The following is a 16,690-nucleotide window of genomic DNA, read 5'->3' as shown; positions in this document are numbered from 1 at the left end:
TCCCCACCCAGCAATCGTCAACCTATTCAACTTAGAATGCATCCTCAAATACAAAAAAGGACGCCTCAATGAGCGCCGCCTAGAACTAATCAAACTCCAAAATTATCTTCTCGATATCCTCCCCTCCTTCTCTCCTCCTCTGCGCCCTCTGCGCCTCTGCGGTTCCTTCCTTCTTGAAATTCCCACTACAGGCGCAGCCCTCAAAGCAGTCGAAGATAAACTAGATAGCTTAATTTGCGCTTATGTTGGTGCATACTGGTGGTATTGGGGAGAACAGCGCAATTTGGTACTTGGTGATCGCGCTACTGGCTACATTATCATCCCTCAAAGAATTTTAACAAATTAAATTCATATTTAATCAGCAAAAAGGCTTACAGCTTTCTCACAACTTCATATTTAATAAACAAAATGAGCTTTTACTTACTCATTTTGGTGTTTTACGCAAGTAAAATCAGCTTTTACTTTATCAAAAGCAGCTTTTAATTTCGCATTCTAGTGTTTTCCGCAAACAAAAGCAGCTTTGACTTACTAAATTCGTTTGTTTGCTAGTTTATTTAAGTAATTCACGCATTCATTCCCTCCTGCAAAATAGTCGAAACCTATATTCTGCTCTCTTCGTGAGGTCATTTGACGAGGCGTTCCGACTCTTATTGTCGTGGAGTCAAAATAAAGATCAATAACTTCCTCTCCTGCCTCAATTTTCCCCTCAAGTTCTTCAATATAAATATTGTTCATAAATTTCTATCTCCCGTCTCTTCTTTAACTATTCTGACTCCTGAATTCTAACTCCTGAATTATTACGAATAAAAAGCGTTGCTAAACTTAAATCAGCAACGCCTAGTCTTTAGTATTCAATAACTAACTCAGCACTCTTATTCTGCCCAAGCAATCAACCTTGGTTCATAAGGATTAGCCAGGTGTTGATTTTTCGGCAATACGCGCAAAGACAAGCCTTGCAAACCAGAGGTGGTATAAGTAATATTACCCGTGTAAATAGTCAATCCCTGTGCATCCTTGCCTTGGCAATCCATCACTACTGGAACAGCGTTGACAATCTCACCATTGGCATCGAGCGCACCTTGATATAACTCCACCTGCACATCATCAGTTGTTAAAGTTGCTAAGTCAACCTTGGTTTTAACAGCAACAGTTTGGTTAACCTCAATGTCCGAAGTTGCTGATACGTCAATATCTTTGATTTTGATGCTGAACCAGTGTTCGCCCAGTTTTGCTTTCCAATCAGCTAGTTCTTTAGCTGGGGCATAGTTATCAACACTCAGGGTATGATAGCGATCGCTAGCTGGAAAATAAGCTCTTTGTGCATATTCTCCTACCATCCGCGCTGTATTAAAGAAGGGACAATTCAACCGAATTGCATCTTTCATTTTGGCAACCCACGGACGAGGCAAGCCATCGCTATCACGCTGCTCATAAAATAGCGGTACAACTTCCTTCTCTAACAACTCGTAGAGAGCATTTGCTTCTACTTCATCTTGGTAGTTAGGATCGTCGTAATTCTCTCCATGTCCAATCGCCCAACCGGTGCGGACATAATCAGCTTCATCCCACCAGCCATCGAGTACACTTAAATTCGGCAATCCATTCATTGCTGCTTTCATCCCACTGGTACCAGAGGCTTCCCGTGGACGACGCGGTGTGTTTAACCAAATATCACAACCCGCAACCATCAGCCGGGCAATATGAATGTCGTAATTGGGAACAAACACTACCTGCTTTTCTAAATGCTGTTCGCGGATAAAGTGATTGATATCGCGGATAAGTTCTTTACCGGGAATATCCTTAGGGTGTGCCTTCCCAGCAATTACAAATTGCACTTTTCGGTCTTTGTTGCTCAGTAAAAGCCGCTTAATCCGTTCCAAATCACGCATCCACAGGGTAGCACGTTTGTAGGTGGCAAACCGACGCGCAAAGCCAACGGTGAAAGCGTAAGGATCTAATACTTCTTGGGCTTGGAAAATTTCTGAGGCGGAAGCGCCGCGATCGCGCAAATGCTTGACTAAATGTTCCCGCACATACAAAATCATATCTAAGCGGCAGCGTTCGTGATTGCGCCACAACTCTTCGTCGGGAATGGCATCCATCCGCTCCCATAATGGGCTATCTAGTGGTGCTGATGACCAATTTGGCCCCAGGTAGCGATCGTACAATTCTTGAGTCGATTTTGCCACACAACTACGGGCATGGACACCGTTAGTAATTGCGGCGATCGGCACTTCCTCCACTGGCACTTTCTGCCACAAACCCTGGAACATTTGGCGTGAAACTACACCATGTAGTTGTGCTACACCGTTAGAAAATGTTGCCATCTTCAGCGCCAGCACCGCCATACTGAAAGGCCCAGATAAATCACCCGTATTTTCACGCCCCAGTCCTAAAAATTGCTCTTTAGGCAAGTCAAAAATGTCTGCATAGTACCCTAAGTAATACAGCATTTTGTCGGGAGCAAACAAGTCAATCCCGGCTGGTACTGGTGTGTGGGTGGTAAAAATATTACTAGAAGCCACCACCTGTTTGGCTTGGGCATAAGTGAGTCCCTCTTCCTGAATCAACAGGCGAATGCGCTCTAGGATGGAGAAGGCTGCGTGTCCTTCATTCATGTGGTAAGCGGTGACTTTCAGCCCCAAAGCTTTGAGCATTTGCACACCACCGATCCCCAGCATGATTTCCTGGTGGATACGCATATCGATGTCGCCACCATACAGCTGATCTGTGATGTCGTGGTCATAAACTATGTTAGGTTCGATGTTTGTGTCCAGCAGATACAGGGGTACCGTTCCCACTTGTACGCGCCAAACTCTGGCATACACCTTGCGCCCTGGATAATTTACCGCAATTTGCAGTTCTGATCCATCAGGATTACGCTCTAGGTGCAAGGGCATATTATAGAAATCGTTGATGGGGTAACGTTCTTGCTGCCAACCATCAGCATTGAGATATTGGGCAAAGTAGCCTTGCTGATAGAGTAAACCTACACCCACAAGCGGTAGCCCCAAGTCACTAGCAGATTTGAGGTGATCTCCCGCCAGAACGCCCAAGCCTCCAGAATAGACGGGCAAACAATCTACAAGTCCAAATTCAGCCGAAAAATAGGCGAAGCATTCTTTTGGTTTTTGATCTCGTTGTTTCTGATACCAAGTGCGCTCTTGCAAATAATCCTCTAACTGCCGGTCAGATCGATCCATTTGCGCTAGGAAGCCTTCATCTTCAACAACTTCCAAAAGCCGTCCTTGAGAGATAGTACCCAGCATCAACACCGGGTTATGATGGCTAGACTCCCACAGGTCGGAGTCTAAACGACGAAATAAATCTTTAGTATCGACGTTCCAATCCCAGTGTAAATTATATGCCAACCGCCGCAGAGGTTCGAGTCGCGGCGGTAGTGAAGGAGATACGTTGAATGTACGAATTGGCTGCATAGGCTGGCAAAACTCCAAGTTTAGCTATGGTTATTGTTTACTTTATTGACCAATGTTGCCAATTCTTTATACTGTAAGTCTGTGAGAAAGCGATGACTTTGTTAAGCATTGAGATTCTTCTTAACCTCGTTGCTATAGTTTACACCAAGGTGTTTCTAATTCTACGCCTTACCCTCAGCCATGTACTTGGTATATTAAAATTTAATCATTTACTGTTATGTAATACTTAAAAAGATATGATTTTGAATAAATATTTATATTTATTTTAGGGAGATTAATTATGGAGTTTCGGCTGAGGGTGATAATTCCTTATAGGTGCGTCAAGAAGCCGTTAAACTTCAAATTATTTTTTAATAAAATTGCGAACGCCTAGAGGCAGTGTCAGAAAAAGACTTACTATGATTACTCAGTCAAGCTTGCTACTTAACAGAATATGTCGTATTAAGTAGGTTCTGTGATTTTAAAATATAGAAGCGTATAAAAATCCAACCAAGTGGTTAACTAGGAAAAGTGATGCCTGTGGAGGGCTACGCCTATGCTAACCACTTGGTATCAAACATAGCAGCGTATTATTTTACGCATCTAGTGTGAAGGCTGATCTTTGGGATTTTTTGGCATTGTTAGAGCGACAGCGGCTGCATAAGCAATCTCCGCTGCCATTTGATAAGCAAGTTTGATCCCCGATGAAGCGTCTTTGGCTTTAGGAGAAAGGGAAACTTTTTTTCGGCGCGACTCTTGCTTGACATCACCCGCCACAACAGATCGCTGTAAAATGATCCAGGCATCTAAGTCTTCTGAATCATAATTACTTTGAAGTTGCGATCGCAGTTTATCCTCGGCTACAACACTCAGATAGCCAGTAGTTAAAGCTTGTTGCACAATTTTTTTAATTAAAGCCATAATTTGAACCAAGTGTGTGAGTTAAAACCGATACCTCAATTTGAGCATTTGATGTTCTTTTGTGGACTTCTCCTAGAAAATAAGACACATTTGAACTTTATTTAAATAAAATTTATAATAAATAGTGCCAAGCACGCATCACCCGCTTGGCTCACCCGAATGGGTGATTTACAAGTTTATAGCTATAAGTAACACACTACTCTCTACTCTCGAACATAAGTGTGTTTTTTCTAACTGTATAAAAAGATTAAAGAGTAACAATCGTTCTAGTAAAAAAGTTAGCTAATATTCATTATTTTCATCAGTAAATAACCTCCAAAGCAACTTATTTAATAATATTGCTCCATTAAAAATAAAATGTGTTATCGTTAAAAGCAACTGTGATTAAAAGCCATTCAGCTAATTACAAGCGTGAATTGGTTAGTCTGTAAATCATCCGTGTGCAACATGATTGGAGCAGCTTACTCTAGAAATTCATTGCAAGAAAGCCGTCATAGCAGTCGGGGAAGCGCTTACTTGTTTGCACCGATGGTTAACTTTAATGTGATGGCTGATGTGGGAGATAATCCACCTTAATGGGATTTTATTTGGGCATAAGTACCGATCAAAATCCGACAATAATTACATTATCCTGCTAGGCAGAAATTTTCTCTAGTCTTTGAAATAGTCTAGTTAAATGTGTTTTTGTTGAGAAATAGCTTGTGGGACTGAGTTGTTTTAAAACACTAAAATTGCCTGAGAGGAAGTAGCCTTCAGGTAAACAACTCTATCGGTAGCTGTGTAGCAAGCGTTTCAAATTTATCGGATAACCGAAACAATAGGCTATCTAAACCCAATACGTTTGGGTTAGTGATATTCAGTGTTTAGAGATCCTCCAACTCCCCTTAAAAAATCGGGCTAATACCCTCTTTTATCGCCTTTTTAAGGGGGGATTTTAACTGAACCTTATTGTATCTAAACCAGTAAATATTCCCATTAGACAATTTAATAGTCTGGGGTTTGACTTGCAGTGCGTTGATATTGCGTTGTGGATTTAATTTGGTGAAAAACAAGCAAAATTGTTACCTACCTTGATTGGTACAAAAGCTTCTAACCACCAAGGCAATTGTGCATATCAATTGAGTGATTCTACACCCCTAATTTAAAGAATTACTTACATAGTCAAAGACAGACTTTGATTTTTCCAATTTGGGAAATTTCGGTAAGACTGTCAATATTAATCTGGTACTTAGACATCCAAAGACTACTCGATATTGGCAGAAAATTAGGATACAGCCAAAATCAACTTCCAACTCGCCAACAACAATTGATTGAAGAGATATACAGCCATGCCTAACGAGCAGCATTCCTCAAAATTGAAGCGATCGCAAGAACTTTTAGTAACTACTGTGTTAGGAGATGTTCCTACACTATTTCTGGGATCAAAGTTGCGTAATTGGGGATATCGTAGTATTTTTTTCCAAATAGGCAACCCAGTTTATATTCAAAATGGTGTTGAATTTATCGGCACTTCTTGTATTGAGATTGGCAATGGAGTATATATTTTCAAGGGTGTGCGGATGGATGCTAGAGGACACAAAAATAATAAAATTCATCTAGGAAATAGAGTCGCTATTGAGCGTAACGTTGATATAGGGTGTTTGGAAGATACGTATATACATATTGATGAAGATACCTTCATTGCTCCCAACGTCTGTATTGAGGGGCCAGGAGATATTAAAATTGGTAAACACTGTATGATTGCTGCCCACTCAGGAATATATGCCAATAATCATAATTTTGCCGATCCGATGGAGCCGATTAAATACCAAGGTGTAACTCGTAAGGGAATTGTGATTGAGGATGACTGTTGGCTAGGGCATGGAGTAACAGTATTAGATGGCGTTACCATTGGTAAAGGCAGTGTAATTGGTGCAGGATCAGTAGTCAATAGAGATATTCCTGCTTTCTCCATTGCTGTAGGCATACCTGCACGAGTCATTAAAAACCGAATTACCAAGGATATAGCAAATTAATTCTCCTATGAGATTTTTTTCAGGAGTTGGGCAAAAATACCCAGTCTGGTTTATCTAATGGGTATAGAAACTTCCCAAATTCCTTGACTTCTACTGTATTCCAGAACATAAATCTTATTGCCAAGAATCTTTATGTATCTTTATATTGCGTTCTTGTCAATTTTGGATTGGTGAGTATTGGAACCAACGCTCTGTTTCTGAGAAAACACCAAAAACTGTTCTATGCAGATTAAATATGTTATGGTCTAGCAGCGATCTGTCTAGATTAGGAAACCTCTGCCGTCAACCAACGTCACAAGAGTAACCAGTCTCTGAGTTCCTTCTAAAGGACATCCAAAAGTCAGACAACCTACAGCGCTAAACAAGAGCTAAACACGCAGACCGATAAGGTTGCGTGAAATGCTTAGTTAATTAACCTTTGAGCGCAATGAATGGGATGCTCCACTCTCACCAGAGTCTTCTACAAAAGGGACGAGATTTCGGTAATATAAAGGAGCTATCTTTTCTGCTTGGCAGATACCGAGAGAAAGTTTCTTTGTCATAACCGTTGGAGATATTTCTATGCTGACTTTAAAAATCGCTGTTTATATTGTTGTTGCCTTGTTTGTAACTATCTTTGTCTTCGGATTTTTGTCGAACGATCCAGCTCGTAACCCCGGTCGTCGGGATTTAGAGTAAAGGGCGATAAATCATCCGTGACTCCGGAAGGTGGAAGATACCAAACACCACAGAAACTTGCTACCCAAAAGGTAGTGGGTTTCGTTTTCCGGGTAGCTTGCTACAGATAGCAGAAGGCGACAGTCGGAAGGCAAAATATATAATTCATCCTTCCGTCCGTCATTTGGCTGTTTGTTAGCCTGATTTTGCTCAAATATGCTTCATCCAGTTCTGCCGCCCACTCCGCTTCCTATTCTCGAACCTCTACAACCTGCAAATCCCGTCTCATCTGTAGAGACTCAGATGAGAATGCAGGAAAATAAAGACAAATCCAAGCCGCACAAGGATTTGGCTCAATTAGCGATCGCGGGTAACACTGAGAATTATTCGCGTTTACCAACTCCTATTAAGGCAACTCCAGATGAGTTGGTAGTCGCTGATACTCCGTCTGCACCCAATCCACCAGAAACCTTTCCACCAGAATTTTCTCCCCTCACCACCTCTAAAAGTGCTGAACTTTTGGGACAGTCGGTGGAAGTTGGTTATCCTATGGAGGAGATTAAACCCCCTAATACGCAGACGACCAGCCGGGAGCAGGGGAGCAAGGCAGCAGGGGAACTTTATTGTAAGTCTTTGTCTTTTGCTTCTGCCTCATATCCTCTATGCCCCTCTGCCTCTTCAGCCCCATCCTTTCTACTACCTGCCTCCCTGCCTCCGGTTGACGTTATTCCCAGCTTCACAAATAGCGACAAGTTATTCGAGTCTAAGGCGGAAATATTAGCACAGCAGTTAACCCAACAAAAACAGCAAAGTGATAGCACTGCACAACAATCTCCAGCAGGAATCAATCTCTTTGTATCTACGGTTGATCGTGCACTGAGTTCTCAATCAGTACAGAATTTTATCAAATTCAAGTCTCGCAGCTCGACAAACCAACCCTCAACGCCCATTACTGTAGAGTTCAAGTCCCCAACCCAACAAACAGCGCCAACGGCTACACCGCAAGTAGATACCACCAATCAACCATCATCTGGTACAACTGCCCCAGCTAGCAACCAACCAGCAAAACCGAGAATTGTGGAAGTCACTTCCGATCGGCAGGAGTTTGACGAGCGACGGCGAATTATTACAGCTGTTGGTAATGTAATTGTGCGATTTGATGGAGCGGTGGTGGATGCCGATCGCCTGCAAGTCAATTTGGATAACCTGATCGCCGCAGGAGAAGGTAACGTAACTTTAACACGGGGCGATCAGGTACTGCGTGGACAACGCTTTACCTATAACTTTGTTCAAGATAGTGGGGAACTGCAAAATGGTAGCGGAGAAATTTACGTACCTTCATCACAAACAGATTTTGCTTTTTTACCCACCGATGTAACAGCTGGTGGAGTATCAAAACGCCCACCAAGCGATCGCATTACAGCCAATCAGCCCGTTTCCGGTGTGAGCAGCCCTGGAGGAATAGATGCAACATTTGGTGGTCAAGCAGGTGCTAGCAATGTCCCGGCATCGAAAACCGGGGGTGCAGTCAATCGGCTCAGGTTTGAAGCCCAACAGATTGACTTCTATCCGCAAGGTTGGCAAGCAAGGGATGTCCGCATCACCAATGACCCTTTTTCGCCACCAGAGCTAGAATTACGGGCAGATAAAGTAACTCTGACACGGGAGACACCCTTAGTAGACCGGATCAGGACACAGCGACAGCGTTTGGTATTCGATCAAAAACTCTCCTTACCAATTCCGGTGAATCAGCAGACCATTGACCGCCGAGAGCGGGACGCTACACCTGCAATAGTCTCCCCCGGCTATGATGGAGAGGATCGGGGTGGTTTGTATATTGAGCGGGGCTTTCCAGTAGTCACTACAGATCGGACTAGCTGGACAATCACGCCCCAGTTATTAGTACAGAGAGGTGTGCAAGAAGGCACGGGCGACTTAGGCGCACTGTTTGGTGTTAAGACAAAGATAAATTCTGTTTTGAGTCCCCGGACAGTAGTTCAGGGAACTGCGGAGTTAACCAGTTTTAACTTGAATAAGGTGGAAAACAATTTACGGGTGAATTTGGGATTGCGCCAGACATTGGGCGATGTCTCCGACGGGCTACGCCAACGCCTCCCCCATACTTTGAATCTACAATATAACTATCGTGATCGCCTCTACAACGGGACTCTCGGCTTTCAAACTGTGCAGAGCAGTCTGGGTGGCATTATTACCTCTCCGGTGATTCCTTTAGGGAAGAGTGGCATCAACCTTAGCTATCAGGGAAGCGCTCAATATATTGATGCCAACACTGACCGCCAAGATTTGCTAGAACCATTGCGGGAAAACGATCGCATCTCGTTAGGGCGTTTACAAGGCAGCGCTGCCCTCAGTACTGGGGTATTTCTGTGGCAGGGAAAACCATTACCGCCCACTGCTACTGAGGGATTACGATACACAGCTAATCCTGTAGTTCCTTACTTGCAAGCGATCGCTGGCCTCACCGGCACTACCAGTTATTACACCAACGGGGATAACCAAAGCACTCTGATCGGTACAATTGGTTTACAAGGGCAAATTGGTCATTTTTCTCGACCATTCTTAGATTATACCGGTTTTAATATCAGTTACTCCCAAGGCTTAAATAATGGATTATCGCCCTTTTTGTTTGATCGCTCCGTTGATAATCAAGTATTGAGCGTTGGGATTACACAACAAATCTATGGGCCTGTTCGCTTAGGCTTTCAAACATCCGTTAACTTGGATACAGGTAAAGAAACTAGCACCGACTACATTTTGGAATATAGCCGCCGCACCTATGGCATCACCTTGCGTTACAATCCGGTGCTGGAGTTAGGCGGTTTCAGCATCCGAATTAGTGATTTTAACTGGGGTGGCGGCACTAATCCATTTTCTGAAGTTAAGCCAGTAGTGGGCGGGGTGCAACAGGATAATTAGTAAAAAGAATTCAGGAGTCAGAATTCAGGAGTCAGGATTCAGGATTCAGGAGTCAGTTTGTAACACGAGCGATCGCCTTTCATCGGAGAAGTTTGAGCGGCGGCTTTTGCCACTCGAACTTCTTTGTGCGGTTAATCTTATCTTGGGCGTCCCAGGGTAGTAATATATAGTGCAGCTTCATCAGCAGGAATACCCAAAACTTCATTTACTTGGTTATCAAAGAATCCACCAATACCACTAACGCCTACATTCAGCTGCATTGCGGCTAAATTCAGGCGTTGTCCCAAATGACCAGCATCCATGTGTAAGTAACGATAAACGCGATCGCCATACTGGGCGATCGCAGCTTTGAGATCGGCTGTATGGAATAATACTGCTGCTGCATCCCGCCCTAATTCTTGTCCCAAACAGAGAAAATGTAACTCTCGCCGAAAGTTTTTAAACCGAATTTGGCGTAATTCTTGGGCTTTGGGTGCGTAATAATAACAACCTGCCTCCAGTCCTGTGACTCCGCAAACAGCAATGAATGTTTCGATTAAATTCAGATCAAAGTAGTCTGGAGAAATATCTAAACTTTGGTCGATGTAATTTTGCGGTTGGTAAGTGAAATCGAGTAAATCTTTCAATTCATCAAAAGTTAAATCATCACCATTGTAAGCGCGGGTAGAGCGTCGCTTGTACATAGTGATTTCCAGTTCTGACAGCTTTTGTCCCCAGTCTATAGGTGCGGTGGTGGTAGGAATTTTCAAACAGAAAGGAAAATTGTATTTATCCTCCAAAGATTTTTCTTGTTTAATAACTGGTAGATTAAAATTGCCAGTTACACTTGATTGGATCTGGGTGTGTTGATGGAAATATGCCAGTAGTTCGCCATCGGGAATTTGCGGATAATTGGTTTCGGTGGCAGAAGGTAAAGCAGTACATCCTAATGGCAAATTTTGATTGATATCTAACAAGTCTGCCAGAGGTAAGACAGCGATCGCACCTTCCTGTTGCGAATCGATATAAAGCATATCGTTGACCGATTCATCCACAAAACCGCCGATTAAGTGGGGGCGATAATCAGTAATAGCACCAGCCAATTCGATATTGCCCAACAAGTGCCCCGTATCTAGAAAAATCCGACGGTAAGCCCGATCTTCATAGCGCCACGCAGAACGATAGAAAACCGCAGTGACAATAATTGCCAGTTGAGTATTTTCTAGGGAAGGATGCCAGAAACAAGCTGCTTGTAGAGTTTGCCAAACATCACTTTCCCAATAATGCATCAGAGAATGAGTCCGACACTGGTAGTTATACAGACCAGGTGGCAATAGCGACGTGCCACGGGAAACCACATACACTTCGGCAGGGTATAATCCGCCTGCACTGGGAGCAGCACGTAAATACACCGCACTACCCATAGAAGGCATTTTCGCTGTCAATCCATAGCTGCGAAACAGCAACCGCGAAAGTCTTTGCCACCATTGAGCATCTGGATTATTAGCAAATGCCTCTGGTTTTTCTTGGATGTAGGGTTTGAGATCAAAAGTAGAGCCAATTTTGTACTCTTTGAAGGGTACTGGCTGTTTAGCCCAGTCTAACTGGTGATTTTTGGAGGCTAGAGTCTCAGGGTCGTATTTAGTCCGTTCGTGGTAATGCTGGGCAATTGATTGGGGTAATTCTGCCATAGTACTTTAAATATCCTTGGACATCCTTTTTTTGATCTTGGCATTCATTAGCCTCATTATTTCGTGTTAATTATTGCAAACTTCAGAGTCACAAAGTGATATTTGGTAACTGAATTGGACTATTGCACCTTTAAGCCGGAACGTTACACCTTTGAGCCGGAACATTACACTTTTAAGCCGGAACGTTGCACCTTTGAGCTTAAAACTTGAGCTTTTAAGGTTAACTCACATCTTGCACTTAACAATTAAAATCGCGGCTACCCGAACAAAGCCTGCCGATGGAGGTTTTAAAACCCTTGATTTTTCTTAGTCCGCGAAGGCAGCCTACCCTTTTCCTGACGGAAACGCTACGCAAGCGGGTTCTCCAAAGGAGTACGTTTTTGTAGCCACAACTTCTAGCTATTCGGTGTTCTTCTCTCACTCCCTCCTCTTTTTTTGCAGTACGATATAAACGCAAAACTCTCCACAAGTGGATGTGCAATGATGCCTGTACGTCAAACTTTATCAAAACCTGATATCCAACTTTCTTATTTAGAGTGGAACCAAGGTAAAGAACCTTTACTGCTGTTACACGGCTTAGGCGACCATGCCTTAGTGTGGTCTAGTTTAGGAGATTACTTAGCGGCAGATTACCACATAGTTGCACCAGATATGCGCGGACATGGTGAGAGTAGTAAGCCTGAGAAAGATTATAGTTTTGAAAGTGCGATCGCAGACCTTGAAGCACTCATGGATCATCTTGGATGGACTTTTGCCCATATTGTAAGTCACTCGTGGACAGGAAAATTAGCCGCCATTTGGGCAAGGCAAAACCCAAAGCGTTTGCGGAGTATAATCTTAGTCGATCCGATTTTCATCTGGAAAATGCCTAGCCTTCTCAGGGTAACTTTTCCTATGTTGTATCGCTTCTTGCCTTTTCTCAAAAGCATCGGACCCTTTGCCAGTCATGAACAAGCCGAACAACAAGCACGGCAATTAAAGCAATATCAAGGATGGAGTTCCTTACAACAGCAAGTCTTCCAAGCCGGAATAGAACAAAAACCCGATGGTAGCTGGGGCAGCAAATTTACCATAGCCGCCCGCGACGGAATTTTTGAGGAAGTAATGCAAGTACCCGGTTTTACAATTCCCCTTCACACCCCTGCCCTCTTCATCCAGCCAGAACAAGGTTTAAATCGCCAAGATTGGCAAATCCAACCTTACAAAACCCATCTTAAAAACCTACGTATCTGCCAAGTTCCAGGCAACCATTGGCCTTTTTTGACACAACCAGAAGCATTTAACCAAACAATAGCAGCTTTCCTAGCAGAACACAGGTGATGAAGTTTAAAACTCTTACCTTTGCGTCTCTGCGCGACGCCAGGTGCTTCAAGTCGGCAGAGCCGCCCAACGCACTGGCTCCTCTGCGTGAGAAAAATCATCCCGCAACCACGCAACACCAGAAAAATCTCTTAATTATTTAAACGGGATTATCAAACGGGAACAGAAGAATTAATAGGAGCAAAGCCTAAGTTCCCTTCACAGTACCAAATAAGCCAGTCATGAGCCTTTGTATCAATCCAGTTTGCCCCAAACCAAATCACCCGAATAATCATCAAAACCGCTTTTGTCAAAGTTGTGGTTCCCATTTGGAATTACTAGGGCGTTATCGAGTGACGTGCTTGTTGAGTGACAAAACAGGATTTAGTAAAGTTTATGAGGCATACGAACAAGATACCCCGAAAATCCTCAAAATACTCCAAGAAAATCTATCAAACGAAACCAAAGCAGTAGAACTATTTCAACAAGAAGTAACTGTATTGGAGCAACTCAAGCATCCCGGCATTCCTAAAGAAGATAGTTACTTCCAGTATCAAACTCGAAACGGTTTAATATTGCATTGCATTGCAATGGAAAAAATTGATGGCTACAACTTAGAACAGTGGCTAAAGCAGCAGCAGAATTACCCTATTTCTCAGCAACAAGCTGTAGCTTGGTTAAAACAATTGGTAGAAATTCTAGATTTAGTGCATAGCAAACAATATCTACATCGAGATATTAAGCCATCTAATATCATGATTAGATATCCTCTTGGGAAGGGTTGGGGGGATTTGGTACTGATTGATTTTGGCACCGCCAGCGAAATTACTAAAACCTACCAAGACCAACTTAGCAACAGCGACAAGATGATAGCACTTATGTCATCTGGTTACAGCGCCCCCGAACAGATGAATGGTCAAGCAGTACCGCAATCAGATTTCTTTGCCTTGGGACGCACATTTGTATTTTTACTTACAGGATACCATCCCTTAGATATGTATGATATCCAGCTAAATTTATTGCACTGGCAAAATCATGTTATTCAGATATCGCCCTTACTATTGAATTTAATTGATTGGCTAACAGCATTGGATATAGAAAAGCGTCCCACCAATGCCCAGGAAATTTTACAGCGTCTAGAAGAAATTGAAAGCCAACTAACAGAAGCTACTGTTGCAAATGTTAATTTAGTAGAAAATTTTAACATTGAACAGTTGCCCCTGCCAAATCCTAAAAGTTTGTCAAACCTATATCAGCAGCCAGAAAAAGTACCGCTACTCACATTTTTTGCAGTGCTGCTAGTGATATTAGGATTAGTTAGTACAGTGGCTTTAGCAACGCGGACATCAAAATTTTCTGTGATGCCAAATTACGGACAATCTCCCGAAAGAAAAGGTAAAGTTGATTATTTTCCTTATAAAGAAGGTAGAGATAGTCAGGGAAGGATAGCCGAATTTAATATAGCTGTTTTATCAGTAGAATATAAATGGCTTGTAGGTAGCAGTTTTCAAGTTAAATATAATGATGAAATTATTAGTCTTGACCTTTTAAAGTTGAACTTAGAACAAGAAAGTATAGAGAAGATAATGGAAGTTCCCAGTGAAATTATCTCTGTAGGTACAGCTTCTTGTAAAGATGATATAGCAGTTCAAGAACGTGTAGCTTTAGAACGTTCTAAGCAAATACGACTTTTAGTGAAAAAACTATTTATTAATATACCAAATATTAAAGGCGATCGCTTATTAAATTTAGGTCAATTTCAACTGAGTGATTGTCAGGCAAAACAGGATTTAACTACATATCAGAGAAGTATTATAATTATTGGCGTAAAAAAACAATCAGCAGGTTTAAATCTAGATGAAGCTTTACGCGATAGATTGAAAAAGCAGCCTTTTGCTGATTTTAAATTAGAAGATTATTCTTTGGGGACGGCAGATAAGTTTAAGACGATACCGAGTAATTTATAGTCTGGTATGTTGTAGCAAAGTGTGTTTAGGCGATCGCATCTTTAGCCATAAAATACAACTATGGTCATTTACATATCCTATGGTTAAAGTCGCAGATTAACATCCTCAAAGAAAGTGATGTTAAATTATTTAAGCTCCCATCCCAGAATACCGCTTCAAACCCGCACGCCAAAGCAAACGATTTACACCCAAAAATACCAATATCCATCCCACCATTGACCCAAATCCCTGCCCTAAATCCACGGGTAGCCCTACCAAAAGACTCGCAGGAAAATTAATCAAATAGGGAAAAGGGGTAAACATCACTATTTTCCGCACCGATTCTGGAAAGACCTCTAAAGGTGCTATCAAACCAGATAAAAATAGATAAAACAACAACCAGAAATTTTCTAAAGCGCTAGCCCGTTCTGTCCAAAAGGCGAACATGGCAAAGGTGTACTGAATCACAAACCGCAAAGCAAAAGCTAGCAACGCCGCCAATGTAAACAGCAAAAATCTATCCAAACTTGGTATCCAAAAAGCTTGGGGATAAAGAATAAAAAATAATCCCACTAATGGAATAGCAAACGTTAGCCGAGCAAATCTTTCAGCAATATGTCCCGCAACATGATGCCATACTGGGTCTAGTGGTTGTAGCAACTTGGGTGAAAGCTTGCCTTCCACTACCTCTCTTTCAAATTCCCAAATTACCCAAACAACGGTTAATTGTCTGACAATGAAAACGGTAATAAAATAACGAGCAAAATCCACAGGTGATAGCCCAAACTGCCCACCTTGTGACGCCTGTATCCAGGCACCCATGAGGATAATCGGCAAAGACCCAGCCAAAACCCATAAGATTAGTTCTGCTCGATATTCAACCATATAGGCGTAGTACACTAACAGTAAAGTTAGGGCTTTTCTAACAATCCGCTTCATTTATTCACTTCCCGTTACAAAAATTACCTGCCTACTCAGCTCTAACTACACAACACCCGCTTTAAAAACTCGTCCAATTACTTCTTCTACAGGCGGCTCAGTGACAGTTAAATCAATTATCTCTAAATTTGCTAAAATCTCCGAAACGGTGCGGGTGAGCGCTTCTCTGGACACCATAAAATGTACCGATCGCCCTTCTAAGAGTTTTACGTCACCATAGCTCATGAGTTTTTCTATCGGTAGAGGTTGGGCTAACTCTATATAGACTTCTCGGTAGGGGGCAAAACGTTCCAGCAGTCCATCTAAGCTACCGTCATACATCAGCTTTCCCTCGTGAATCAACAGCACTCGTTGACATAAAGCTGTGATGTCGGCCATGTAATGACTCGTCAACAGCACTGTCGCTTGATAACGCTGATTGTACTCGCGCAAGAACTCGCGCACTGCTGCTTGAGCATTTACATCTAATCCCAGCGTTGGTTCATCCAAAAACAATACATGAGGATGATGCAAAAGTGCTGCCAACAATTCTGCTTTCATTCGCTCACCTAAAGACAGTTTCCGCACTGGTTGAGTAAGTTTACCTTCCAAGGAAAGCATCTCTGTTAATTCTCCCACCCGTCGCTGAAACTCTTTATCAGAAATGTTGTACACAGCAGCGTTAATTTTCAAAGAATCTAGCGCCGGCAAGTCCCAAATTAGCTGCTGCTTTTGCCCCATTACTAAGGTAATTTTTTGTAAAAAGGCTTCTTTGCGATGAAACGGAATTTGCCCTGCGACTCTGACTGTACCGCTAGAAGGATGAATCAGCCCCGTGAGCATTTTGAGTGTGGTAGTTTTACCAGCACCATTCGGCCCCAAAAACCCCACGATTTCACCAGGGGCAATTT

At 42.5% G+C, this 16,690-nt stretch carries 13 protein-coding genes; 7 read left to right on the top strand and 6 right to left on the bottom strand.

Translation table 11 applies throughout. The features are described 5' to 3' along the window. A partial coding sequence (locus ACEW80_RS14580; RefSeq protein ID WP_373527273.1) for a DUF429 domain-containing protein occupies positions 1–346 on the top strand: 346 nt, incomplete at its 5' end. A 182-nt stretch (positions 347–528) separates the two neighbouring features. Here ACEW80_RS14580 and ACEW80_RS14575 read toward each other — a convergent pair. From ACEW80_RS14575 to ACEW80_RS14565, 3 genes are all read right to left on the bottom strand, one after another. After that, the gene (locus ACEW80_RS14575) at positions 529–735 is read right to left on the bottom strand and encodes a hypothetical protein (RefSeq protein ID WP_373527272.1); all 207 of its coding nucleotides are present in this window, start codon (positions 733–735) and stop codon (positions 529–531) included. A gap of 137 nt (positions 736–872) precedes the next feature. Beyond that, a complete protein-coding gene (gene glgP / locus ACEW80_RS14570) occupies positions 873–3,437 on the bottom strand; it encodes an alpha-glucan family phosphorylase (protein ID WP_373527271.1) in 2,565 nt (854 codons plus the stop codon). 582 nt (positions 3,438–4,019) lie between these two features. Beyond that, on the bottom strand, positions 4,020–4,337 hold the full coding sequence (locus tag ACEW80_RS14565) for a hypothetical protein (protein ID WP_373527270.1): 318 nt from the start codon (positions 4,335–4,337) through the stop codon (positions 4,020–4,022). Positions 4,338–4,748: 411 nt separating this feature from the next. Between ACEW80_RS14565 and ACEW80_RS14560 the strand changes: the two genes are divergently transcribed. From ACEW80_RS14560 to ACEW80_RS14545, 4 genes are all read left to right on the top strand, one after another. Then, positions 4,749–4,913, top strand: a complete 165-nt coding sequence (locus ACEW80_RS14560; protein ID WP_179063512.1) for a hypothetical protein — start codon at positions 4,749–4,751, stop codon at positions 4,911–4,913. 752 nt (positions 4,914–5,665) lie between these two features. Then, complete coding sequence (locus ACEW80_RS14555) at positions 5,666–6,352, top strand: DapH/DapD/GlmU-related protein (protein ID WP_373527269.1); 687 nt, start codon at positions 5,666–5,668, stop codon at positions 6,350–6,352. Between the two features lie 561 nt (positions 6,353–6,913). Continuing rightward, positions 6,914–7,030, top strand: a complete 117-nt coding sequence (locus ACEW80_RS14550) for a photosystem II reaction center protein I (RefSeq protein ID WP_334876896.1) — start codon at positions 6,914–6,916, stop codon at positions 7,028–7,030. 195 nt (positions 7,031–7,225) lie between these two features. Then, positions 7,226–9,946, top strand: coding sequence for a DUF3769 domain-containing protein (locus ACEW80_RS14545; RefSeq protein WP_373527268.1), 2,721 nt, complete (start codon positions 7,226–7,228; stop codon positions 9,944–9,946). 137 nt (positions 9,947–10,083) lie between these two features. Here ACEW80_RS14545 and ACEW80_RS14540 read toward each other — a convergent pair whose 3' ends face one another. Further along, entirely contained in the window at positions 10,084–11,616 is a 1,533-nt protein-coding gene (locus ACEW80_RS14540) for a SagB/ThcOx family dehydrogenase (RefSeq protein WP_373527267.1), read from the bottom strand. A gap of 483 nt (positions 11,617–12,099) precedes the next feature. Between ACEW80_RS14540 and ACEW80_RS14535 the strand changes: the two genes are divergently transcribed. After that, positions 12,100–12,936, top strand: a complete 837-nt coding sequence (locus ACEW80_RS14535; RefSeq protein ID WP_373527274.1) for an alpha/beta fold hydrolase — start codon at positions 12,100–12,102, stop codon at positions 12,934–12,936. Between the two features lie 221 nt (positions 12,937–13,157). Next, positions 13,158–14,882 (top strand): protein kinase, encoded by a 1,725-nt coding sequence (locus tag ACEW80_RS14530; protein ID WP_373527266.1) that lies wholly within the window; start codon positions 13,158–13,160, stop codon positions 14,880–14,882. Between the two features lie 129 nt (positions 14,883–15,011). Here the strand turns inward: ACEW80_RS14530 and ACEW80_RS14525 are convergent, their stop codons facing one another. Together ACEW80_RS14525 and ACEW80_RS14520 are read right to left on the bottom strand one after the other, a co-directional pair. After that, the gene (locus ACEW80_RS14525) at positions 15,012–15,800 is read right to left on the bottom strand and encodes an ABC transporter permease (protein WP_373527265.1); all 789 of its coding nucleotides are present in this window, start codon (positions 15,798–15,800) and stop codon (positions 15,012–15,014) included. Between the two features lie 45 nt (positions 15,801–15,845). Beyond that, positions 15,846–16,690 (bottom strand): ATP-binding cassette domain-containing protein (locus ACEW80_RS14520; RefSeq protein ID WP_373527264.1); only part of this gene is annotated, 845 nt, incomplete at its 5' end.

This window comes from Nostoc sp., from assembly GCF_041747015.1.
Taxonomy (GTDB): domain Bacteria; phylum Cyanobacteriota; class Cyanobacteriia; order Cyanobacteriales; family Nostocaceae; genus Nostoc.
This window is presented reverse-complemented; position numbering and strand designations above follow the sequence as displayed.